Below are 21,762 nucleotides of genomic sequence, written 5' to 3' on the forward strand. Positions count from 1 at the left end.
ACTATGAATTTGGAGGAGAAGCTATGAATCTTAAGGACAAGTTTTCAAACGATGAACGCCGAGTCAACATTGAGGAAGAGATGATGAGCGATACGTTGAGTACCTACTTGAATGAATGGCTTCCTCCGTCCAGAGAGGTCGTTATTGCTTGTATCGGGACCGATCGTTCCACAGGAGATTCATTCGGACCTCTTGTCGGGTCTATGTTACAGGACCAGACCCTCGAGACCTTCCACGTCTATGGTACGCTTGAGGATCCGTTACATGCTTTAAATTTGAAAGAACGCGTCCAAACAATGAACGATGAACACCCGAACCCCTATATTTTAGCCATCGATGCCTGCCTCGGTCGCGCCACTTCGGTTGGCTCCGTCGTCCTTGGGAAAGGGACTCTGTCCCCTGGTTCTGCTTTGAAAAAGGATCTCCCGCCCATCGGAAACCTTCATATCAGTGGAATGGTGAATGTGAGTGGGTTCATGGAACATGTCGTCCTGCAGAATACACGCCTTCACGTCGTAATGAAGATGGCAGCTAAAGTAGCCGCCGCCATTCAGCTCGCGGATACAGAACGTCGTCGTATCCGACTGGAAACGTCCCCTGTCCAGGCATTCACTGCCGCAACGAAGCGCGAATCCCTGTTTGGAAAAGCGGGCAAACCGAGAATGGATGGAACGCTATAGAAAAAAGCATCGGAGAGGCCTCCGATGCTTTTTTTGGTACAAATTATTCGATCTTTGGTACAAAACGCACTGACTTTGGTACATAATTGCTAAGTATTGGTACAAATCAGTCCATTATTAGTACAAATTATCGGTATCTTGGTACAACTACCGCATTAGGAAAACGATTGAGCGACCGCAAGTACAATCCCTACCATTACTAATGCCGGCAGCAAGTTCGCCACACGAATCTTCGTCAGCTTCAACATATTCAGTCCAATCGCCACAATCATCAGACCACCAGTAGCTGTCATTTCTACAATAAACAAGTCCAACAACTCTTGTGGTACAAAGCGATTGATCTGCGTAGCAAAGAGAGCGATCGATCCTTCGTACAACACAACAGGGATAACGGAAAAAATCACGCCGATTCCTAGCGTCGATGTCAGTACAAGCGAGACAAATCCATCGATAATCGCTTTGGTGATCAACACCTCATGGTCATTCCGGAGTCCGCTATCGAGGGCTCCAATGACCGACATAGCACCTATCACAAAAATAAGCGACGCCGTGATGAAGCCCTGCGCCACGCTGGATGATGACTCTGGATTCGTAAATTTACGCTCGATCCAACGGCCGATGTACTCCAGCCGCTCTTCCAAATGAGCAGCTTCCCCGATGATGGCACCGATCAGCAAGCTAATCAGCACCACCACAATACTTTCTGTTTCAAAGGCCATTTGTAAACCGATCAAAATGACAACAAGTCCCACACCACTCATTACGGTTTCTTTATAGCGCTCCGGAATTTTAGTGAAGAAGAGACCGAGTAACGTCCCAACCATAATGCACAAGCCATTTACCAATGTTCCGAGTAATACCATGATCTTTCTCTCCTATATGTATATGTTTAAGAAAAAAGAACCCGGCGCTTTTCACGGCACCAGGTTCCTCATTCCGTCTGGAAGTAATCTAAAATGCGCTCCAAGTCTTCTTCATTCATAAATTCGATTTCAATCTTCCCTTTGCGCTTGCCTTTGTGAATTTTGACGCCTGTTCCGAGTTGCTGTTTCAACGTATTTTCGCGTTCTTGCAAGAAGACATCTCTCGGAGAGACTTTCTTTTTCTTCTTCGGCTGTGTCATCTCCTGAATGAGACGCTCTACCTGACGGACACTGAGCTTCTCCTGTTCGATTCGCTCAGCCATCGCAAGAACGGCTTCCCGTTTCTTCAAACCGAGCAAGGCGCGTCCATGTCCCATCGAGAGAACACCGTCATTGATCTTTTGAATGACTTCAGATGGAAGCGATAGTAAACGGATCAAGTTTGCAATATGGGAGCGGCTTTTGCCAAGACGTTCGGACAGCTCGTCCTGGGTCACTCCGAGTTCACTTTGCAGACTTTGATACGCCTTCGCCTCTTCAATAGGCGTCAAGTCTTCGCGCTGCAAGTTCTCGAGTAGAGCTAGCTCCATCATTTGCTCATCCGTCCATTCGCGCACCAATGCAGGCACTTTCTCTAGGCCCGCCCGTTTCGCAGCACGGAAGCGGCGTTCTCCTACAACAATTTCATAGCCTTTGATGCTTTTTCTGACTATGATGGGCTGCAAGATGCCATGCTCTTGGATCGATTGCGTTAACTCGTGAATCGCTTCGTCATCAAATGTTAATCGAGGTTGATAAGGATTGGGACGACAATGTTCAATCGAAAGGTGGTGTACTTGTTCTTCTTCTTTCACTTCATCTTCCGGAAAATAGGCTTGGAACCCTTTACCTAACCCTCTCGCCATCCTGAATCACTTCCTTTGCTAATTCTAAATATGCTTCTGCTCCTTTGGACTTGGCGTCGTATAAAATGACAGGTCTTCCGTGGCTCGGAGCTTCACTTAGCCGTACATTACGCGGAATGATAGACTGATAGACTTTGTCCTGGAAGTACTTTTTCACTTCATCAACCACTTGGATGCCGAGGTTTGTCCTCGCATCGAGCATCGTAAGCAAGACACCTTCGACCATCAGTTGTTTATTGAAATGCTTCTGCACAAGTCGTACGGTATTCAGAAGCTGACTGAGCCCCTCTAAAGCATAATACTCGCACTGTACAGGAATCAATACGCTATTAGACGCAGTAAGCGCATTCAGCGTTAATAGTCCAAGAGAGGGTGGACAGTCGATAATGATGTAGTCGTACACTTCTTTCAACTCATCAATGGCGTGCTTCAAACGTACTTCCCTCGAAATCGTCGGGACGAGTTCGATTTCCGCTCCCGCCAGCTGAATCGTCGCAGGGATCGCATCTAAATTTTCCACGAGGGTCTGGGTACATACTTGTTTCGGCTCTGTTCCCTCTACCAAAATGTCGTAGATACACATATCCATATCAGCCTTCTCTACACCAAGACCGCTCGTCGCGTTACCTTGAGGATCGATATCTACAAGCAGCACCTTATGATTCAAGTAAGCAAGACATGCACTTAAATTGACGGCTGTCGTCGTTTTACCGACACCGCCTTTTTGGTTTGCAATCGAAATGACCTTTCCCATGACCACACCCGCCTTTTAAAATGACCATTTTTTAGTGAAAAATCGGATTAAGTTTAAGAAAAGACCCACCTGCGATAACAAGATGGGTCAAAAGAAACTATTTTTTCTTCGCGATTTTAATCGTAATTTGATAGTAGTCGTCGTGGTCCTCTTCGTTTGTCTCAAGATCCGTTCCTGTATCCCGGACCATATCCAACGACTGGCGAATCGTATTCATCGCAATCCGCATATCTTTATTGACGCCTTTGAGCGTCGGTTTCTTCTTCTTCTGTTTCGGCTCGTTCAGTTTGGCAATCCGCTCTTCGGTCTGCTTTACGTTCAAGTGTTTTTCTATGATCTCACTGAGAATCTTTTCTTGTACTTCTGGGTCCTTCACAGCGATCAGGGCTCTGGCATGACGTTCTGTAATCTTCTTATCCATCACCGCTTGCTGGACGGATTCCGGCAGTTTCAAGAGACGTAATTTATTCGCGATCGTCGATTGGCTCTTACCTAATCGCTGAGCTAAAGCTTCCTGAGTCAACTCATGTAATTGTAACAACTTCGCATAAGCCACCGCTTCTTCGATGACAGTAAGCTCTTCACGTTGCAAGTTCTCAATCAGCGCAACAGACGCTGTTTGAGAGTCGGACATTTCGCGAATGATCGCAGGAACCGTTTCCCATCCGAGTGATTGAACGGCACGCCAACGTCTTTCTCCGGCGATCAATTCATACTCGGTCTCATTCAACTTTCTGAGAACGATCGGTTGAATCATCCCATGCGTATGTATCGTCTGGGCAAGTTCACTGATCTTCTCGTTGTTAAAAATCGCTCGCGGCTGATAACGATTGGGTTGAACCAGATCAACAGGGATCTGCATTACCTCATCTGGGTTGTATCCTTCCTCATTGTTGCTATTCTCTGATTCCGGTTTGTCCCCAAGCCCGAACAATCGACCAAAAGGATGTAACACGATCAGACACACCACCTTTATACGCTTCAAGCCATACGCCAATAGAAAAAAGCGCTGCAGGCTCATCAGGCTGCTCGCGCACGTATGCCTTTTTTACTCTTTTCCTATTTTATCATATTTCATAGATTAAAAGTATCTTGAAGGTTGAAGAAATCTAGACAATACCTGTCGAATTATGTTCTATTCCTCTCGACTTTTACGTAGAGACTTTGAGAAAGGGAGGGAAATTTTGTCGAACTTTTTTTATGAAAAGAAGGGGAAACGAGTGATGCGACGAATAGAGTAGAAAGAGACTTTAAAGGAGGAATTAAAGGATGCAAAACAACTTAATGATCTTCTCAACACCATCAGCAGGGGTGAACGCAAACTAAACCGTGCTGACACTCCTGCTGAATCCAGCAACCAAGAATCACTAGAAAGCAGGAGGAAATGTCATTGAAAAAGAATACACTCGCATCACACAATATTCGTTTATTATTTTGGGCAGAACTGTTCGGAAGCGTCCGTTTTCTGCAGCCTGTCTTAACCTTATTCTATTTTGCCCGGGGATTAGATGAAGCATTGATTCTCGTCGTGCTCCTCTTTTTCAGCATCGGTGTATTAGTCGGAGAAATACCGACTGGTGTCTTTGCCGACCGCTTCGGAGCCAAACGATCGTTCCTAGTCGGGTCTATCGTCGCCATTTTAGGATACAGTCTACTGTTTGTCGCTTTTGAACCTTGGGTGTTTTTCCTGAGCAGCTTCTTAACAGGGTTTGCTGCGACCTTCTTCAGCGGTGCTGATGAAGCACTGATTTACGAATCATTGAAGCAATCAGAGGAAGAACACTTAATGGATAAGGCAATGGGTCAAATCGGTTCCGCTACATTCATCGTTGCGATGGTTGCCGTGATTATTGGGGCTGCACTCGCTCAAGATCTGACAGAACCGCAGTTCCGGTTGTTAATTACATTAAGCCTTCTATGTATGAGCGTTCAGTTCTTATTGCTCTTATTCGTGAAAAATCCACCAACACAAGGTGGAATTACGACACCGATGCTCGACCAAATACGTAACGGGCTTCGCGCCATTCGTAATACTCCGCAAGTACTATGGATGTTTATTAACGTGACGCTGGTCTTCATACCCGTCGGGGCGATTTTCACGAAGTTCGATCAAAAACTGCTCGTTGATGCTGGACTGCCTGTCTTCTGGATAGGCATCGTCTATGCCATCGCGTCCATGATTGGCTTCATCGCCTCCCGTTCCATCGGGTGGATGACAGCACGTATCGACCGGGTGGTGCTGCTATTTATTACGGGATTGATTGCGGTAGTCGGCCTATCAGGCGCCGCTTTATTGCACGGCTCTCTTGCGGCTGTACTTGTCATTATCTTTATGCTGAAGCTCGTCACAGCCATTCGTTATCCCGTTTACTCGCAACTTTCCAATGATGTCATTCCATCGAATGTCAGGGCTACGACGATTTCGTTATTGTCGATTCTGGACTCATGCTTTGATCTTTTGGTGTTTACATCAATCGGTTTGATTGCCGTGAACGGATTCACACCAATGTTCATTGGGTGTGCGATCGTTGCTCTAGCAGGGGTACTAATCCCGGTTCAATCCAAGAGAATAAACTAATCACACGACCTGGGGATCGATATCCCCAGGTTTATTTTCATTAAACGAAAAACCCCAAACCTTAAAGGCTTGAGGTTTCTTAAAGATTATTCTTCCTCTGTTTCCTCTGGGAGAACATTTCCTCTCAGACGACGGCCTTGGAAGATCTTCCGGTTCACTTGACGCTCCAGACAACAAACTTGATCGAGTACACCTTGTACAGAATCGTTAATTTCTTTCAAGTCACTTAGTGCCGTTTCGCTATCACAATGGTGAGTGACATAATGCGCTGCCGCTTTAACCTTCTTCGCTTCCGCTCCAATTACCTCTGCCAATTTGAACTCAGTCAAAAGCGCAGACAAGATAACCAAACCACCAAGACCGCGATCTCCTAGAGCCTCTACTGCTTGATGTGATTCATTAATCATATCCATCACTTCATGTTTATCAGCCATGCTATTCCCTCCTTTTTCACTTGATAATTTCATCTTATGTAAAAGAAGGAGCACCGCTTGGACAAGTGGCATGCTACAATAGCTGATTTTACAATGTTCCACGTGAATAGTCGTCCTTAAGGAGACCATACAACTCTACATCGTGGAATGCGCCTCGATGGAAGAGATCCTGTTTCAATGTTCCTTCTAACCTCATCCCGGCTTTTTCCATGACACGCGAGGAAGCGGGATTCACCGTCAAGGTCGCAGCGTATATGCGGTTCAGTTCAAGGGCCTCAAATCCGAATGCAACCATCGCCTCGGCCGCTTCCGTAGCATAGCCTTTCCCCCAGTAGGACTGTCCGACCCAATAGGCAAGCTCGCCTTTTTGATGATTGTGATCCACTCGGAGCGTCATCGTCCCTATGAGTTCTCCATTTCCTTTTTTCATCATTGCTAAAGGATAAGCAGAGCCTGCTTCGATCCATTCTTTGTGAGCCTCAATCCACTCTTTCGCCATTTCAAGCGTATATGGATGTGGAACAAACGTCGTTTCAGCTACAGCAGAATCTCCCGCTAGTTGTTGGACACGCTCTGCCTGTTAAATTCGATAAGGCTTGAGCATAAGTCGATCTGTTTCTAATTTCACCGTCATATCACCCTCTCCCTTCAAGTTCCTTCCATGTTACCACTTATTAGCAAAGAGACAACCTTCTCATAATTCCCGCATTTTGTGGAAAAATGAGCACAGACTCTACGATTAGAAGAAAGCAGGTGGAAGAATGGAAATGAATGAATACAACTATCGTGCTGGTGATATCGTGTATGTCATTTACCGCAACCCCCATACAGGAGACGTCGCCAATGTGCAACAAGCTGCTGTCGTGAAAGACCCGGAACAACCGGGGGATCTGGCCTTATTTTTATATGAAACGTACTTTCCACTCGATTCGGACATTGCTGTCTACGCATCCGAAGGGGAAGCAGAACGTGCCTATCATGATGCATTCGGCGGCGGAGTAGAATCGGAGGGAGAGCTGTGGTAAAACCCTTCGTACCAGAGTTAGTCTATATCGAACCCCGTGCGCTGGACTATCCGTTAGGGCGAGAGCTAAAGGAAAAATTCGAAGGCATGGGAATTGAAATCAGAGAGACGACGTCGCATAACCAAGTCCGCAATTTACCCGGCGAAAATGACTTTCAGAAATACCGAATGGCAAAGTCGACACTAGTCGTCGGTGTACGCAAAACGCTGAAATTCGATACGTCCAAACCATCAGCCGAATACGCCATTCCATTTGCCACCGGATGTATGGGGCACTGTCACTACTGCTATCTCCAGACAACGATGGGAAGCAAACCGTATATCCGGACGTATGTGAATACAGATGAGGTTTTTGAAGCAGCAGAGAAATACATGAAAGAGCGCGCTCCAGAAGAGACACGATTCGAAGCCTCTTGTACGTCGGATATCGTCGGCATCGATCATCTTACACACACGCTCAAACACGCCATCGAATATTTCGGCCAGACGGAACACGGACGGCTGCGCTTTGTGACGAAATTCGCCCACGTTGACCATTTGCTTGATGCGAAGCACAATGGACGCACCCGTTTCCGTTTCAGTATGAATGCCGATTACGTTATCAAATACTTGGAGCCGGGAACCTCCCGCCTCGATGACCGCATTGAAGCTGCCGCGAAAGTTGCTAAAGCAGGGTACCCTCTCGGATTCATCATCGCGCCGATCTATTTATATGACGACTGGAAAGAGGGCTACCGTATTCTCTTTGAGAAGTTACATGCCAAATTGCCGGACTACGCCACCAAGGATCTGACGTTTGAGTTGATCCAACACCGCTTCACGAAGCCTGCGAAACGCGTCATTCAGAAAAACTACCCGATGACGAAGCTTGAGATGGATGAGGAGAAGCGCAAATACAAATGGGGACGTTACGGTATCGGTAAATACGTTTATCAAAAGGACGAACAAGAAGATATGAAGAGCACACTAGGAGGCTATATCAACCAGTACTTCCCTGAAGCTTCCCTAGAATATTTCACATAAAAAAAGCCCTTCCTCAAAGTCTTGGGGAAGGGTTATTTCAATCGTCTGCGGACAAATTCTCTTTGTTTAGTAAAGCCTTGTTTTTCATAAAAGGTTTGTGCTCCTTCATTCTCAAGCCAATAATCCAATTCCACTTCATGAATCCCTTTCTCTAGAGCTTGTTCTTCAACTTTATTCAACAGCTGACGGCCGTATCCTTTTTGCTGTTTCGTTGTATCGACACTGATTTGGTGTACATACATCGAGGAGTGGGACTTCTTGAAATCATTCTCTTCCTGATGACGCTCTTCCACCCACACAAACCCGACTGGCTCGTCTTCGTCTTCAATCAGGAAGAAGATATGTTCCGGTTGTTTCATTTTTTCTTGCATCATCTCGTGAATCAATTCGTAGTTGTAAGGTTTAAAAATATCTGGATACCATTCTACGTGTAAATCATGCACAAACCGATTCAATTTTGCCACCACAGCGGCATCCTTTGTTTCCGTAATCATTGTACCTCTCCTTTTTTACTCACTATACGCTCTTCGATGCGTAGTGTCACGGAGAATGTGGAACGATATTGTAAAAGGAGAGATGAATAATATGAGTAGATCTGAAAGACAGTTAGGCGGCCAACCAGCCCAAACCCAGAACAAGCAGCCAGGTGTCGAAGGTGGGATGAACCCACAGCCACTGCATGCAGATACCGATTACCATAGTGGAAATAAACTGAAAGGGAAAGTAGCTTTGATTACGGGTGGAGATAGCGGAATCGGAAAGTCTGTCGCGATCGGCTTTGCGAAAGAAGGCGCAGATATCGCCATCGGATACTTAAATGAACACGAAGATGCAGAGAAAACGAAGCAGCTCATTGAAGCGGAAGGACGTAAAGCCGTACTATTTCCAGGTGACGTCGGGGAGGAGACATTTTGTCATAACTTGATCCAACAAACCATCGATACATTCGGTCAGTTGGACATTCTCGTCAATAACGCAGCAGAACAACATCCGACCAACGATATTCTGAACATCTCAGCTGACCAATTGGAGCGTACCTTCCGTACGAATATTTTCTCCATGTTCCATTTAACGAAAGCGGCGCTGCCTCATTTGAAGAAAGGGAGCTCGATTATCAACACGGCATCCGTTACGCCATATGTAGGAAATGAGAAGCTTGTGGATTACACGTCCACAAAAGGAGCCGTCGTCGCCTTCACACGGTCTCTTGCCAAACAACTGGTCTCCAAAGGAATCCGCGTCAACGGCGTAGCACCTGGGCCGATTTGGACCCCACTCATTCCGTCCACCTTCCCGGCGGAAGAAGTCGAGAAGTTCGGTGCTGACACGCCGATGGGACGGCCTGGACAGCCCGTTGAGCACGTTGGAAGCTACGTGTTACTAGCATCAGACGACTCTTCTTACATGACGGGGCAAATTCTGCATGTGAACGGCGGAGCTTACACATCGAGCTAAGCAACTCAGTTGCAAACCGCTTCCTCCCTTTTACAATAGATAGTAGGAAGGGAGTCGTTCACCAATGCCAGAAGGTCCAGAAATACGTAAAGCAGCAGATTACGTAGAGAAAGCCGTGGTCGGACGGGAAGTGTTGGATGTATTCTTTGCTTTTGAGCACCTTCAAGATTATGAAGAAGTGCTGAAAGGACGACACATTCTCCGTATCGATACAAAAGGAAAAGCAATGCTCACCCGCTTCGATAACGGTTATACCGTTTATTCGCACAACCAGTTGTACGGAAAATGGTACACGCGCAATGCCTACAATTATCCGAAGACGAACCGACAACTACGCTTCGCGATTCATAATGAAAAGAAATCCGCGCTTTTGTACAGTGCCTCGGATATTGAAGTGTTAAGAGACGAAGAAGTCGAAGACCATCCGTTCATCTCAAAAGTGGGGCCGGACATTTTGAGTGAAGAGGTGACAAAGGATCAGTTGGTCGAACGTTTTCAAGACAAACGCTTTTATCGTAGGAAGTGGACTTCTCTTTTGCTGGATCAAGCCTTTATCGGAGGGATCGGCAACTATTTGCGTAGTGAAATCCTATTTGTCGCTGGCATCCATCCTGACCTAAGACCGATGGACTGCACAGCGGAACAGCTCGATAAAGCTGCACAGGCGAGTATTCACTTGATGTGGCAGTCATATCAGCATAAAGGGATCACCAACGACCTCGAACTTGCCGAAAAGCTGAAAGCAGAAGGGGCGAAGCGGAGGGATTATCGTCACTGGGTGTTTAACAGAGAAGGCAAGGCGTGTCGAATCGACGGCACCGAAATTGTGAAAATACAAGCGGGGTCGAGACGTTGTTATTACTGCCCGACCTGCCAATCAAAGTGAGCCAGGAGGACTTGTCCTTCTGGCTTTTTCACGTGAAAAAGATATGCTCAGCCCGGATATTTGTGTCGATGGTCAGAATGCCAAATGAGTAGTTAGGTGATCTACGCTTGTCCGTCACAGAACCAGGGTTGAACAACATCGTTTTCTTAACGAATCTAAGGAGAGGTAAATGCGAATGCCCGAAAATAATCAGATCGAGTTCTTCCTCTCCGAAAGCCTCCACCACCCTTTTTTCAGTCGTCTTCTTCTCTCCGTGACCATGTACGAGGCCGATCCGCTTCCCTTCTGCTTCAATAATTTGCTTGAATGGGAAGATTGCTTGGATGTCTTCTCCATCTACGTTTCCATAAACCCCTTTTACAGGAGCATATGCTCTCAATTCTTCATATAGATCAGGTGTCTGCCAGTCTCCGGCGTGGATGATAAGGTCTGCTGAAGGCAGTTCTTCTATCAGGCGATCCGGCAGCTGTTTCGCTTTCTTCGGCATGTGAGTGTCAGATAATACGACGATTTTCACCTGGGATACCACCCTTTCCTTAACTTTTCATTGCATAACTTTCTTTTCTTCTGTACAGTAGTCAAGTATGTGTTAGGAGGAATGCAACATGAATCAACAACAACAGAAGGTACAGATGGTTACAGCTGATCCATCTGCTATCGGTTTATTCGGCCTGGCAATGGTCACGCTGGTCGCCTCATCAGCTAAGCTCGGCTTTACAGACGGAGTATCCTTTATCCTGCCGTGGGCGATTTTCTTAGGAGGAATTGCGCAGCTGATCGCAAGTATGCTCGATGCGAAACACAATAATACGTTCGGCACGACCGCTTTCGGCGCGTTCGGTTTATTCTGGCTCGGCGTCGGCACTTCTTGGTTGATCGAGTTCGGTGTTTTCGGTGAAGCAGCAGCTCAAGCAGTTGATCCGAACCAGCTTGGTATTGCTTATATCGGTTATTTGATTTTCAGTGTGTTCATGACGATCGGAGCCATGGAAACGCACAAAGTCTTATTCTTTATTTTCGTTCTTATTGATTTCTTATTCATAGGATTATCTTTATCCACTCTAGGGTTCATGCCAGAAGCGATGCATACGGTCGCCGCTGTAGCGGAGTTCGGTATTGCGCTACTCAGCTTCTATGGATCTGCTGCTAGTGTACTGAATACTCACTTCGGAAAAGTCACACTACCGGTCGGTCAGCCGTTCGGTGTGTTCAAATAAGTAAGAGTGAGACTGATTCTTACAGAGTGTCTAGAAAGCCTTCGGTTCTTCTAAGTGTAGAAAAACGGTGTTGAAGAAACGGTCCGCTTTCCGCAGGCGTCCGGTGAGCCTCCTCGCTCCCTTTGGTCTCTGCGGGGTCTCACGCTGTACTTTGATCCTGCAGGAGTCTTCCCGTTTCTCCAACACCTTTTTAAAATAAGTATGAACCTCTTGTGCTCCCTGTTCAAGAATAGCGGGCTAAAACCACACTTAATAGGATTTCCACTCAATTGTGCATGGTTTTGTTCGCACGTTTAATGCAAAGTGGGCTGGAAAACAATATCTATAACAAAACCAAACTCTACCCTTTATTTAACAACCTGAGACCGATTCTTACAGCGAATCGGTCTTATTTTTGTGCTTCCAGCCAGTCCGTGATCACTTCTACGATTTCATCCTGCTGTTCTTTCACCGAAATATCCGCTTGATTATCGCCTTTTTGCTCCCCGTACACACCGAACTGAGCATGGTTTCCACCTTCAATTTCGTGTAGTTCCGCTTCATCAGAGAGATAGGCTTTCGTCTCTTCAATCTTAGCCGGCGTACTTAAGCCATCTTGCTCTGCATAAATCGATAGAACGGGCGTATCAGTACCTGCGAAGCTACTTCCTTCTGTCGGATAGGAAGCTAGGAATATGACTCCATCCGCATTCTTTTCACGCGCAAAGGTAGCAGCGGCCACGCCTCCAAGTGAGTGACCCCCGACGTACCATTCTTCAATGTCCGGATAGCGGTCGACTAATTCTTGCGCTTTATTGGCATTCAAAAGGGCAAGATTCAGGCGGACATTTGGAACACCTGCGACATAACCAGCTTCCGAGAGCTGTTCTGCAATATAGCTGTATGCTTCTGGTTCTACTTTGGCGCCAGGATAAAGTACAACTCCCCCCTCCGGCTCTCCGTCGGGCTCAAACACCACCCAGCCGTCATCCGTATCCACTTCTCCGATCCACTCTTCTATATTGCTTGATGCAGCATAGGTCTGCTGACTCCATACATAGAATCCGATTCCTGCTATAATCAACAATCCTAGTAAAATAAAAAATGCGAATTTAAGAAATCGTTTCATCACAGCCCCTCCTCATGCTTCTATCATACTCCATCCGTGTGTCAGATGGTATTCACTTGTCCTTCAACAGAGGCTTTAAATGTCCTCGTCCTATGTCTTTTCAAACCGAACCGGATTCCTCTTCAAAACAAAAAAGCGACTCTCGGTGAGAGTCGCTTTTTCGTTTATTCAATCGGCTGTTTGTTGGGAGTACCAGCTTTACGCGGGTATTTCTTCGGTGTTTTTCTCCGCTTCTCAATAATGGCAATGTTGCGTTCACTATCTTCTTCAGGCAAGTGGAACGTAAATACGTCCTGTACTTCCCCGCCGACTGTTTGGATGGCTATTTTCGCATCTTCCATTTCATCGACTAAGTTCGGACCTTTCATCGCCATAAAGTGGCCGCCTTTTGCCGTGAGCGGCAAACATAACTCGCTCAATACGCTCATGCGAGCTACCGCACGGGCCATGACGAGATCGAACCCTTCGCGGAATTTGGCATTTTTCCCGAAATTCTCAGCACGGTCGTGGTAAAACGCCACGTCATCCAGCTCGAGTTCATGGGCTAAGTGATTCAAGAACGTAATCCGCTTCTTCAAGGAATCGACGATGGTCACTTTCAGCTGAGGAAATGCGATTTTGAGCGGCAGACTAGGGAACCCGGCTCCCGCTCCGACGTCACAGATTCTGAGTTCCTTGGTGAAATCGTGATGAAATGCGGCTGTCAGCGAATCATAGAAGTGCTTCAAATAAACGCCTTCCTGGTCGGTGATTGCCGTCAGATTCATCTTTTCGTTCCATTCCACAAGAATCTCAAAGTACCGCTTGAATTGATTTTGTTGTTTTTCATTTAGTTCGATGCCTTGTTCTTTCAAAGCATTCAAAAACGTATTCGTATCCATAGCTTCCTCCCTTTGGTTTACTCCCCGGAAACGCGGGCGATGTTGCCTTGTTCAATATAAACAAGCAAGATGGAAACGTCCGCTGGGTTTACGCCAGACACGCGGGAAGCTTGGCCGACAGATAGTGGGCGGACTTTCTTCAGACGGTCACGCGCTTCTGTTGCAAGGCCGTTGATTGCATCGTAATCGATGTTTTCTGGAATTTTCTTCGAGTCCATTTTCTTCATTCGATCGATTTGCTCTAAGGCTTTCTTGATATAGCCTGCGTATTTCACTTGGATTTCGACTTGCTCTTTTTCATCAGCAGTCAGAGATTCCTCACTCGGCGTCAAACGCTCGATGTGTTCGTACTTCATCTCAGGGCGCTTCAATAGATCGATTGCTGAAATCGCATCTTTGAGCTTAGAACCGCCAGCTTCTTCGATGACTGTCTGAACTTCATCAGTCGCTTTCAAAATCTGTTTATCCAATCGCTTCTTCTCGACTTCGATTTTACGCTTTTTCTCTAAGAAACGTTGGTAACGTTCTTCTGGAATCAGACCGTGCTCATAGCCGATTTCAAGAAGACGCATATCCGCGTTGTCATGACGTAGCATCAAGCGGAATTCAGCACGGGAAGTGAGCAGACGATACGGCTCGCTTGTCCCTTTTGTGACCAAGTCATCGATCATGACGCCGATGTACCCTTGGGAACGGTCTAGTACAAGTGGATCCAGATCAAGAGCTTTTGCTGCTGCGTTAATACCAGCCATCAGTCCTTGTCCAGCCGCTTCTTCATACCCTGACGTTCCGTTCAGCTGACCTGCTGTAAAGAGACCGGAGATCTGCTTCGTCTCAAGTGTCGGCCATAGCTGTGTTGGTACGACGGAATCGTATTCGATGGCATAACCGGCACGCATAATCTCTGCATTTTCAAGACCTGGTACGGTACGCATCATTTCATTTTGTACATACTCAGGAAGTGACGTGGAAAGTCCTTGTACATATACCTCTTCTGTGTCACGACCTTCTGGTTCAAGGAAAATCTGGTGACGAGGCTTATCGTTGAAACGGACGATTTTATCCTCGATGGATGGGCAGTAACGCGGCCCTGTCCCTTTGACGGCACCTGAGTACATTGCGGACAATCCTAGGTTGTCGTCGATGACTTTGTGCGTCGTTTCATTCGTGTACGTCAACCAGCACGGAATTTGATCCATAATGAATTCGGTCGTTTCATAAGAGAAAGAGCGTGGCTCTTCTTCTCCTGGCTGAATTTCCGTCTTCGAGTAGTCGATGGTCTTGCTGTTAACACGCATCGGAGTACCGGTCTTGAAGCGGACCATTTCAATACCCATTTCTTCAAGCTGTTCCGATAACGAAACAGTAGAACGCTGGTTGTTCGGTCCACTCTCGTAGGAAAGATCACCGATCAGCACTTTTCCGCGCATGAACGTACCAGTTGTAACAATTACGTTCGGTGCGTAGAAAGCCGCTTTTGTTTCGGTTACTACCCCTTTCACCTGATCATCTTCGACAAGGACTTTTTCTACCATGCCTTGCTTCAGCGTCAAGTTATCCTGACTCTCAAGAACGCGCTTCATTTCTTTAATATATAGAGGCTTGTCCGCCTGCGCACGAAGCGCTCGTACAGCGGGACCTTTTCTCGTATTTAAAAGACGCATTTGAATATGCGTTTTATCGATGACTTTACCCATCGCGCCGCCTAATGCATCGATTTCGCGTACAACAATTCCTTTTGCTGGTCCACCGATTGACGGGTTACATGGCATGAAGGCGACAAGGTCGAGGTTTAGAGACAGCATCAATGTCTTCGCTCCACGTCGCGCCGCAGCTAGCCCTGCTTCTACCCCTGCATGACCGGCACCAATTACAATTACGTCATAATGCCCTGCATCATATGTCATGTTGGATGACTCTCCTTTTATTGATTATTTTCCTAAACAGAACTGCGAGAACAATTGGTCAATCAAGCTTTCGTTCACCGTATCCCCGACGATTTCACCGAGTATCTCCCATGTACGGGTGACGTCGATTTGGACAACATCAAGCGGCACACCCATTTCCATGCCTTCTTGGGCATCTTCGAGTGCCTGCTTCGCTTGTTTCAAGAGCTGCACGTGACGAACGTTGGACACATACGTCATGTCGCCTGCGTCCAAGTCTCCTTCGAAGAACGTGTTGGCGATCGCATTTTCTAACTGGTCGATACCTTCTTCGCGGATTAGTGCCGTTGTAACCACTGGATTCTCTCCAGCAAGTTCTTTCACACGGTCGATGTCTAGCTTAGGATCAAGGTCTGTCTTGTTCACGATCGTAATCACGTTCAAGTCTGAGACCGCTTCAAACAGTTTTTCATCTTCTTCGGTCAGTTCTTCTCCGTAGTTCAACACGAATAGGATAAGATCCGCTTCTTTCAGAACTTGTCTGGAGCGCTCGACACCGATCCGCTCGACAATATCTTCTGTTTCGCGAATACCTGCCGTATCAATTAGGCAGAGCGGCACGCCGCGGACGTTCACATACTCTTCAATCACGTCACGCGTCGTTCCGGGCACTTCCGTGACAATCGCTTTATTCTCATGAACGAGCGCATTCATCAAGGATGATTTTCCGACGTTCGGACGACCGATGATGGCCGTACCCAACCCTTCACGCAAAATTTTCCCTTGGCGTGCTGTTTCGAGGATCTTCGTTACCTCTTCGTGTACTTCTTTCGTTTTCTGCTCCATCATTTCATGAGACATCTCTTCGACATCGTCATACTCTGGGTAGTCGATATTCACCTCGACGTGAGCGAGCGTCTCGAGCAGCTTCTGCCTCAATTCCTGGATCAGCTTCGACAAGCGCCCATCCATTTGCTTCAAGGCAACGTCCATCGCACGGTCGGTCTTGGCACGGATCAAATCCATGACCGCCTCTGCTTGAGATAAGTCGATTCGACCGTTCATGAAGGCACGTTTCGTAAATTCTCCCGGTTCAGCCAGGCGTGCTCCGCTTGCTAGGACAATTTCGAGCAGGCGGTTTACGGAAACGAGTCCTCCGTGACAGTTTATTTCTACTATATCTTCCCTAGTGAACGTCTTAGGTGCTCGCATGACGGAAACCATAACCTCTTCCGCCAAGTCTCCTGTTTCAGGATCGATGATTTTTCCGTAGTGCATCGTGTGGGAGTCGACTTCATTCAAGTCCTTGCCTCGAAATAGCTTTGCAGCAATTGAGACTGCTTCTGGACCGCTGAGTCGTACAATCGCAATCGCTCCTTCCCCCATCGGGGTCGATATGGCGGTTATTGTATCAGTTTCCACACGCGCTCACCTCCGTTTCCTTTTGTCATTTCTCTATTATCCACAGACTTCTTTGTTTTTATATTCACTAACAACTTAGAATACCACACACCCTGGTGTTTTGAAAAGCTATCCACATGAACGGATCTTCCAAAAACATGTTCGGGTTATCCACATGTGCATAACTCTTCAACCCATTCTTCTCTCCTAGCCATGGTGATTCAAGCTTTCTCAAATAATAATAGAACAAAAAAATACTCCCGCCTTAGACAGACGGAAGTACTTATTTTACCTGCTCGGACGGATGACCACGAAACGACGTGGTTCCTTTCCATCCGAATACGTCTCTACTTCACGATTATTTTGCAATACGGAGTGAATGATCTTGCGTTCATAAGAAGGCATCGGCTCGATTCTTACGTCTTTTCCTGTACGGATCGCTTTGTCCGCCAGGCGTTCAGCTAAGCTCTCGAGCGTTTCACGACGGCGTCCACGGTAGCCTTCCGCATCGATCATGACCGTATAGAACTGGTTCGACTCTCGATTGATAACTAGTTGAGCCAAATATTGCAAGGAGTTGAGCGTTTGTCCTCTTTTTCCGATAAGCATCGCGACTTTATCACTTTCAAGATCCATCATGATATCGCGGTCTTTTACATCGGTTTTAATTGTGACAGGTGCCCCCATCTGCGCTGCTACATCCTGAATGAAAGACTCGGCATCCTGCACGGGGTTTTTTCTAATGGATACTTGTACAATGGCTGGTTTCGATCCAAAGCCAAGAAATCCTTTTTTCCCTTCGTCAATAACATGAACGTCGACTTGATCTTTCGATGTCTGTAATTGCTTCAATGCTGATTCAATTGCCTCGTCCATCGTCGTTCCTGTAGCAGTAATTTGTTTCACTAGTTTTCTCCTCCTGCTTCTTTATTCATCATTGGCTTACGAATAAAGATGGTTTGAAGAATCATTACAAGGTTACCTACGATCCAGTACAACGCAAGTGCGGACGGGAAGAAGAAGGCAAATGTACCGATCATAAGCGGCATGATGTAAAGCATCATCTGCATTTGCGGGTTCTGCTGAGCAGCTCCGCCTGCCATCATCAATTTCTGTTGTAGGAATGTCGTAGCTGCTGTAAGAATAGCTAGAAATGGATCAGATGTTCCAAGTTGTAACCACAAGAAGTCGTGCGTCTGAATTTCAGTTGTCCGCATAATTGCGTGATAGAATCCGATCAAGATCGGCATTTGGACGACGATCGGTAGACACCCTGCGAGCGGGTTGACACCGTTCTTTTGGAACAACTGCATCGTTTCTTGTTGAAGTTTCTGTTGTGTTTGAGCGTCTTTAGACGAATACTTTTCGCGTAATTCTTTCAATTCTGGTTGAATATCCTGCATCGCTTTAGAGCTCTTCAGCTGCTTGACGTTCAATGGTAACAGAAGAACACGGATGATGATCGTTACTAGAATGATCGCAAGTCCGTAGCTCCCTCCAGTCAAATCAGCGAAGAAAAGCAACGTTTTAGATAATGGAAAAACAATATATTCATTCCAGAAGCCTGTACTATCCGAGGTGATTTCCTGGTTAACTTGAGTACACCCGGATAGGAACGTAAGCACACCTGCCATAGCAAGCAGTGCAATTATTTTATTCCGCAACGTTCCTTCCTCCTTACTAAATCTACCTATAACCCGTTGACTACGTTTTCATTCAACAGTGTAGCATTGTTTTTCATAAAAAATCTATTTTTTCTTTTGGAAAAGCCGGGACCTTTTTAAGACATGGGTCAGGCTACGTTTAATTTCGTGGAAATTCATTTGGTTGGTGGGCTTTCTAGCAATGATGACAAGGTCATAACCTGGGCGGATATCCTCTTCCATTTCAAGAAAAGCTTGTCGCAGATAGCGTTTCACTTGATTCCGCATAACAGCATTGCCGATTTTCTTACTGACGGATAAACCGATGCGAAAATGCGTCTGATCGGATTTCTTCATAAAATAAACAACCAATTGACGGTTCGCAAACGACTCACCGTGTTTGAAAATCTTTTGGAATTCTTCATTTTTCTTGATGCGATACGCTTTCTTCATGAAAGATCCTCCTATTGACCAAGGCTCAGAAAAAAATCGTCCGTTAAACGAAACTCATACGTGATTCCTTAGTGGGAAATACTTATGAAAGAATCTGGACGCGAGCCGGACGCAACCCTAGCGGCTGCCCCTATAAATCCCCAGATAATGACGAAAGCACAAGCATCCCAAACGAGCGCTTGGAACACTTGAGCTTTCGGAGAGCGACTCAAGGCCGCTTCGATCCTTGTTTCTATACCTAGAAAAAAGACCACTGATTGTTTTCAGTGGCCTATGCTGATAAAACTTTTCTTCCTTTGCGACGACGACGTTGAAGAACTTTACGTCCATTCGCAGTGCTCATACGAGAACGGAAGCCGTGTACTTTTTTGCGTTTACGGTTATTTGGTTGAAATGTGCGTTTCATTCTATATACACCTCCTGCGGAATATTTCAAAAAACATACATCTAAAAGGCAGTCCCGACAATTATAATAAACAATCCTACTATCTGTCAACGTGTTTTTGACTTTCTTCTTGAAACCTCTTTAAGAGAAGATCACCGTTATATAACAGTTTCTGTACTACAACACGCATCCTCTTTTTCGCACATTAACAAGTGCTGTGAATAACTTTCAACCCCCAAAACGACTGTCCACAACAAATATCGACAAGATAATCACAAAATCTAGTACTGTGGATAGAAACTGTCTACAACGTGTTATGATTGTGGATAAGTTAAAGAGATCCGTTGCAACTCAAGTTTTTATCTGGTATTATATTTGTGTTTAACCGTGAACGACATTCAAACCCAATAAAATCTTTTCCACAGATTGTGGATAACGTGTGGACATTTGTTAACAGGATTGTTTATTCTATTATGCACAAGATTGTGGACAATGAAAATAACTGCTTCAAACGCTGATATTTACAGTCTTTAAACGTCCACATTTCTAGTAACGGTATAGGGGCCTCATATTTATACAACATGTTAAAAACGACCTTTCGATCCTTTTGTTACGTTCGAAAAAGAGAACGAAAGGTTTTTTTGTTTTCCAATGATAGAGAAAGGGGTGAAAAATTTGGAGAACATCCATGAACTTTGGAGTAACACCTTGGAGAAGATCAAGGAGAAAATTAGTAAGCCAAGTTTCGAAACGTGGTTGAAAGCTACCAAAGCTGACTCTCTTAGCGAAAACACATTGACGATCGTCGCTCCAAATGAATTCGCTAGAGATTGGCTTGAAAATCAATACGAAGGGTTGATCACCGAGACCCTTTATGAAGTGACGGGAGCTGAACTAGCCGCAAGGTTCATCATCCCTGAAACGAAAGATGAGACACTTGATGATGTAAAGCTTCCAAAGAAAGTACCCGATGTGAAAAACAACGGAAATGAAGAGTCACCACAAAGCATGTTGAACTCTAAGTACACGTTCGATACCTTTGTCATCGGCTCTGGCAACCGCTTCGCTCACGCAGCATCGCTCGCTGTCGCGGAAGCACCAGCTAAAGCTTATAACCCTCTGTTCATTTACGGGGGCGTTGGGTTAGGGAAGACCCACTTAATGCATGCCATTGGCCATTATGTATTAGACCATAATCCGAATGCGAAAGTGGTTTATTTGTCATCGGAAAAATTCACAAACGAGTTCATTAACTCCATACGTGATAACAAGGCCGTCAACTTCCGCAACAAATACCGTAGCGTGGACGTACTTCTTATTGATGATATTCAATTCTTAGCTGGTAAAGAACAGACACAAGAAGAATTCTTCCATACGTTCAATACGCTGCACGAAGAATCCAAACAAATCGTGATCTCTAGTGACCGTCCGCCTAAAGAGATCCCGACACTGGAAGACCGGCTGCGTTCGAGGTTCGAGTGGGGCTTGATCACTGATATCACGCCACCAGATTTGGAGACGCGTATCGCGATTCTTCGTAAGAAAGCCAAAGCAGAAGGACTCGATATTCCAAACGAAGTCATGCTTTATATTGCAAATCAAATCGACACGAACATCCGTGAATTAGAAGGAGCTCTCATTCGCGTTGTCGCTTATTCTTCGTTGATCAACCGTGATATCAATGCCTCCTTGGCAGCGGAAGCGTTAAAAGATATCATTCCAAGTTCCAAGCCGAGAGTGATTACCATTGAAGCCATTCAAGAAATGGTTGGAGAGAAATATAATATTCGACTCGAAGACTTCCCAGCGAAGAAACGAACAAAGTCCGTTGCGTTCCCACGTCAGATTGCCATGTATCTATCTAGGGAACTTACAGACTTCTCCCTGCCTAAGATCGGTGAAGAATTCGGTGGTAGAGATCATACGACTGTCATACACGCTCATGAGAAAATCTCAAAAATGATTGATGCTGATCAGCAACTGCAACGGGAAATCGATGATATTCGTGAACAATTGAAATCTCACTAACGTGGATAATGTGAATAACGATTGCACATTCGTCAACAGCCTATCCACATGTGGACAACCTTGTCTTTATAGTCTTAAACCCTTTTATCCACAAATCCACAGCCCATACTATTACTATTACGGGTTTTATATAAAAAAATAATTAATATATGATCAGT

24 protein-coding genes and 1 pseudogene are annotated in these 21,762 nt (G+C 45.8%); 8 read left to right on the forward strand and 17 right to left on the reverse strand.

Annotated elements, in window-relative coordinates; translation table 11 throughout:
- The first annotated feature begins 23 nt into the window (after positions 1-23).
- On the forward strand, positions 24-680 hold the full coding sequence (gene yyaC / locus E4663_RS17430; protein ID WP_079477506.1) for a spore protease YyaC: 657 nt from the start codon (positions 24-26) through the stop codon (positions 678-680).
- Positions 681-835: 155 nt separating this feature from the next.
- Here yyaC and E4663_RS17435 read toward each other — a convergent pair whose 3' ends face one another.
- The 4 genes from E4663_RS17435 to noc all read right to left on the reverse strand — a co-directional run bounded on the left by E4663_RS17435 (position 836) and on the right by noc (position 4,157).
- A complete protein-coding gene (locus E4663_RS17435) occupies positions 836-1,543 on the reverse strand; it encodes a DUF554 domain-containing protein (RefSeq protein WP_079477505.1) in 708 nt (235 codons plus the stop codon).
- A 68-nt stretch (positions 1,544-1,611) separates the two neighbouring features.
- Entirely contained in the window at positions 1,612-2,448 is an 837-nt protein-coding gene (locus E4663_RS17440; RefSeq protein ID WP_135328582.1) for a ParB/RepB/Spo0J family partition protein, read from the reverse strand.
- Positions 2,429-3,202 (reverse strand): ParA family protein, encoded by a 774-nt coding sequence (locus tag E4663_RS17445; protein WP_079477503.1) that lies wholly within the window; start codon positions 3,200-3,202, stop codon positions 2,429-2,431. The genes E4663_RS17440 and E4663_RS17445 overlap by 20 nt, the downstream gene beginning before the upstream one ends.
- Before the next feature lie 97 nt (positions 3,203-3,299).
- The gene (gene noc, locus E4663_RS17450; RefSeq protein WP_079477502.1) at positions 3,300-4,157 is read right to left on the reverse strand and encodes a nucleoid occlusion protein; all 858 of its coding nucleotides are present in this window, start codon (positions 4,155-4,157) and stop codon (positions 3,300-3,302) included.
- A gap of 435 nt (positions 4,158-4,592) precedes the next feature.
- Between noc and E4663_RS17455 the strand changes: the two genes are divergently transcribed.
- Entirely contained in the window at positions 4,593-5,780 is a 1,188-nt protein-coding gene (locus E4663_RS17455; RefSeq protein WP_193554865.1) for an MFS transporter, read from the forward strand.
- 86 nt (positions 5,781-5,866) lie between these two features.
- Here the strand turns inward: E4663_RS17455 and E4663_RS17460 are convergent, their stop codons facing one another.
- Complete coding sequence (locus E4663_RS17460; RefSeq protein WP_135328584.1) at positions 5,867-6,214, reverse strand: alpha-helical endospore appendage domain-containing protein; 348 nt, start codon at positions 6,212-6,214, stop codon at positions 5,867-5,869.
- An 88-nt stretch (positions 6,215-6,302) separates the two neighbouring features.
- Positions 6,303-6,776 (reverse strand): annotated as a pseudogene (locus tag E4663_RS17465) (GNAT family N-acetyltransferase); the annotation flags it as partial.
- A 199-nt stretch (positions 6,777-6,975) separates the two neighbouring features.
- On the opposite strand from E4663_RS17465, the gene E4663_RS17470 reads away from it, so the two are divergent.
- Together E4663_RS17470 and splB are read left to right on the forward strand one after the other, a co-directional pair.
- Positions 6,976-7,239, forward strand: coding sequence for a transcriptional regulator SplA domain-containing protein (locus tag E4663_RS17470; RefSeq protein WP_079477500.1), 264 nt, complete (start codon positions 6,976-6,978; stop codon positions 7,237-7,239).
- Positions 7,233-8,261 (forward strand): spore photoproduct lyase, encoded by a 1,029-nt coding sequence (gene splB / locus E4663_RS17475; RefSeq protein WP_135328585.1) that lies wholly within the window; start codon positions 7,233-7,235, stop codon positions 8,259-8,261. Before E4663_RS17470 ends, splB begins: the two co-directional genes overlap by 7 nt.
- Before the next feature lie 32 nt (positions 8,262-8,293).
- Here the strand turns inward: splB and E4663_RS17480 are convergent, their stop codons facing one another.
- A complete protein-coding gene (locus E4663_RS17480; protein ID WP_135328586.1) occupies positions 8,294-8,755 on the reverse strand; it encodes a GNAT family N-acetyltransferase in 462 nt (153 codons plus the stop codon).
- 91 nt (positions 8,756-8,846) lie between these two features.
- Here E4663_RS17480 and E4663_RS17485 point away from each other — a divergent pair, with 91 nt between their 5' ends.
- A complete protein-coding gene (locus tag E4663_RS17485; RefSeq protein ID WP_135328587.1) occupies positions 8,847-9,716 on the forward strand; it encodes an SDR family oxidoreductase in 870 nt (289 codons plus the stop codon).
- A gap of 64 nt (positions 9,717-9,780) precedes the next feature.
- Positions 9,781-10,602: an endonuclease VIII gene (nei, locus tag E4663_RS17490; protein WP_135328588.1), complete on the forward strand. Its 822-nt coding sequence runs from the start codon at positions 9,781-9,783 to the stop codon at positions 10,600-10,602.
- Positions 10,603-10,630: 28 nt separating this feature from the next.
- Here the strand turns inward: nei and E4663_RS17495 are convergent, their stop codons facing one another.
- On the reverse strand, positions 10,631-11,119 hold the full coding sequence (locus E4663_RS17495; RefSeq protein WP_135328589.1) for a metallophosphoesterase family protein: 489 nt from the start codon (positions 11,117-11,119) through the stop codon (positions 10,631-10,633).
- Positions 11,120-11,207: 88 nt separating this feature from the next.
- On the opposite strand from E4663_RS17495, the gene E4663_RS17500 reads away from it, so the two are divergent.
- Positions 11,208-11,819 carry an acetate uptake transporter gene (locus tag E4663_RS17500; protein WP_079477494.1) on the forward strand — a complete coding sequence of 204 codons (612 nt, stop codon included), beginning with the start codon at positions 11,208-11,210 and terminating at the stop codon, positions 11,817-11,819.
- A gap of 388 nt (positions 11,820-12,207) precedes the next feature.
- Here E4663_RS17500 and E4663_RS17505 read toward each other — a convergent pair whose 3' ends face one another.
- From E4663_RS17505 to rpmH, 9 genes are all read right to left on the reverse strand, one after another.
- Positions 12,208-12,927 (reverse strand): alpha/beta family hydrolase, encoded by a 720-nt coding sequence (locus E4663_RS17505; protein ID WP_135328590.1) that lies wholly within the window; start codon positions 12,925-12,927, stop codon positions 12,208-12,210.
- A gap of 164 nt (positions 12,928-13,091) precedes the next feature.
- Positions 13,092-13,808: a 16S rRNA (guanine(527)-N(7))-methyltransferase RsmG gene (gene rsmG / locus E4663_RS17510; RefSeq protein WP_079477492.1), complete on the reverse strand. Its 717-nt coding sequence runs from the start codon at positions 13,806-13,808 to the stop codon at positions 13,092-13,094.
- Positions 13,809-13,825: 17 nt separating this feature from the next.
- Complete coding sequence (gene mnmG, locus E4663_RS17515) at positions 13,826-15,715, reverse strand: tRNA uridine-5-carboxymethylaminomethyl(34) synthesis enzyme MnmG (RefSeq protein WP_079477491.1); 1,890 nt, start codon at positions 15,713-15,715, stop codon at positions 13,826-13,828.
- A gap of 24 nt (positions 15,716-15,739) precedes the next feature.
- The gene (mnmE, locus tag E4663_RS17520; protein ID WP_135328591.1) at positions 15,740-17,116 is read right to left on the reverse strand and encodes a tRNA uridine-5-carboxymethylaminomethyl(34) synthesis GTPase MnmE; all 1,377 of its coding nucleotides are present in this window, start codon (positions 17,114-17,116) and stop codon (positions 15,740-15,742) included.
- A 267-nt stretch (positions 17,117-17,383) separates the two neighbouring features.
- Positions 17,384-18,001, reverse strand: coding sequence for an RNA-binding cell elongation regulator Jag/EloR (gene jag / locus E4663_RS17525; RefSeq protein WP_135328592.1), 618 nt, complete (start codon positions 17,999-18,001; stop codon positions 17,384-17,386).
- A complete protein-coding gene (gene spoIIIJ, locus E4663_RS17530) occupies positions 18,001-18,759 on the reverse strand; it encodes a YidC family membrane integrase SpoIIIJ (RefSeq protein WP_079477487.1) in 759 nt (252 codons plus the stop codon). Before spoIIIJ ends, jag begins: the two co-directional genes overlap by 1 nt.
- Before the next feature lie 84 nt (positions 18,760-18,843).
- Positions 18,844-19,191 carry a ribonuclease P protein component gene (gene rnpA, locus E4663_RS17535; protein ID WP_079477486.1) on the reverse strand — a complete coding sequence of 116 codons (348 nt, stop codon included), beginning with the start codon at positions 19,189-19,191 and terminating at the stop codon, positions 18,844-18,846.
- Between the two features lie 68 nt (positions 19,192-19,259).
- On the reverse strand, positions 19,260-19,445 hold the full coding sequence (locus tag E4663_RS17540; protein ID WP_135328593.1) for a hypothetical protein: 186 nt from the start codon (positions 19,443-19,445) through the stop codon (positions 19,260-19,262).
- A gap of 17 nt (positions 19,446-19,462) precedes the next feature.
- Positions 19,463-19,597, reverse strand: coding sequence for a 50S ribosomal protein L34 (gene rpmH, locus E4663_RS17545; protein ID WP_079477485.1), 135 nt, complete (start codon positions 19,595-19,597; stop codon positions 19,463-19,465).
- Positions 19,598-20,251: 654 nt separating this feature from the next.
- Here rpmH and dnaA point away from each other — a divergent pair.
- The gene (dnaA, locus tag E4663_RS17550; protein ID WP_135328620.1) at positions 20,252-21,604 is read left to right on the forward strand and encodes a chromosomal replication initiator protein DnaA; all 1,353 of its coding nucleotides are present in this window, start codon (positions 20,252-20,254) and stop codon (positions 21,602-21,604) included.
- Positions 21,605-21,762 lie beyond the last annotated feature (158 nt).

Origin of the sequence: Halobacillus salinus (assembly GCF_004684905.1) — a bacterium.
GTDB classification, from domain to species: domain Bacteria; phylum Bacillota; class Bacilli; order Bacillales; family Halobacillaceae; genus Halobacillus; species Halobacillus salinus.

Excerpts from the sequence above, each read along its gene's own strand:
- E4663_RS17460 (WP_135328584.1), bottom strand. The coding sequence starts at position 6,214 with ATGGCTGATAAACATGAAGTGATGGATATGATTAATGAATCACATCAA.
- mnmG (WP_079477491.1), bottom strand. The coding sequence starts at position 15,715 with ATGACATATGATGCAGGGCATTATGACGTAATTGTAATTGGTGCCGGT.
- E4663_RS17500 (WP_079477494.1), top strand. The coding sequence starts at position 11,208 with ATGAATCAACAACAACAGAAGGTACAGATGGTTACAGCTGATCCATCT.
- rsmG (WP_079477492.1), bottom strand. The coding sequence starts at position 13,808 with ATGGATACGAATACGTTTTTGAATGCTTTGAAAGAACAAGGCATCGAA.
- rnpA (WP_079477486.1), bottom strand. The coding sequence starts at position 19,191 with ATGAAGAAAGCGTATCGCATCAAGAAAAATGAAGAATTCCAAAAGATT.
- yyaC (WP_079477506.1), top strand. The coding sequence starts at position 24 with ATGAATCTTAAGGACAAGTTTTCAAACGATGAACGCCGAGTCAACATT.
- E4663_RS17445 (WP_079477503.1), bottom strand. The coding sequence starts at position 3,202 with ATGGGAAAGGTCATTTCGATTGCAAACCAAAAAGGCGGTGTCGGTAAA.
- rpmH (WP_079477485.1), bottom strand. The coding sequence starts at position 19,597 with ATGAAACGCACATTTCAACCAAATAACCGTAAACGCAAAAAAGTACAC.
- E4663_RS17485 (WP_135328587.1), top strand. The coding sequence starts at position 8,847 with ATGAGTAGATCTGAAAGACAGTTAGGCGGCCAACCAGCCCAAACCCAG.
- E4663_RS17440 (WP_135328582.1), bottom strand. The coding sequence starts at position 2,448 with ATGGCGAGAGGGTTAGGTAAAGGGTTCCAAGCCTATTTTCCGGAAGAT.
- nei (WP_135328588.1), top strand. The coding sequence starts at position 9,781 with ATGCCAGAAGGTCCAGAAATACGTAAAGCAGCAGATTACGTAGAGAAA.
- E4663_RS17480 (WP_135328586.1), bottom strand. The coding sequence starts at position 8,755 with ATGATTACGGAAACAAAGGATGCCGCTGTGGTGGCAAAATTGAATCGG.
- E4663_RS17505 (WP_135328590.1), bottom strand. The coding sequence starts at position 12,927 with ATGAAACGATTTCTTAAATTCGCATTTTTTATTTTACTAGGATTGTTG.
- E4663_RS17470 (WP_079477500.1), top strand. The coding sequence starts at position 6,976 with ATGGAAATGAATGAATACAACTATCGTGCTGGTGATATCGTGTATGTC.
- E4663_RS17435 (WP_079477505.1), bottom strand. The coding sequence starts at position 1,543 with ATGGTATTACTCGGAACATTGGTAAATGGCTTGTGCATTATGGTTGGG.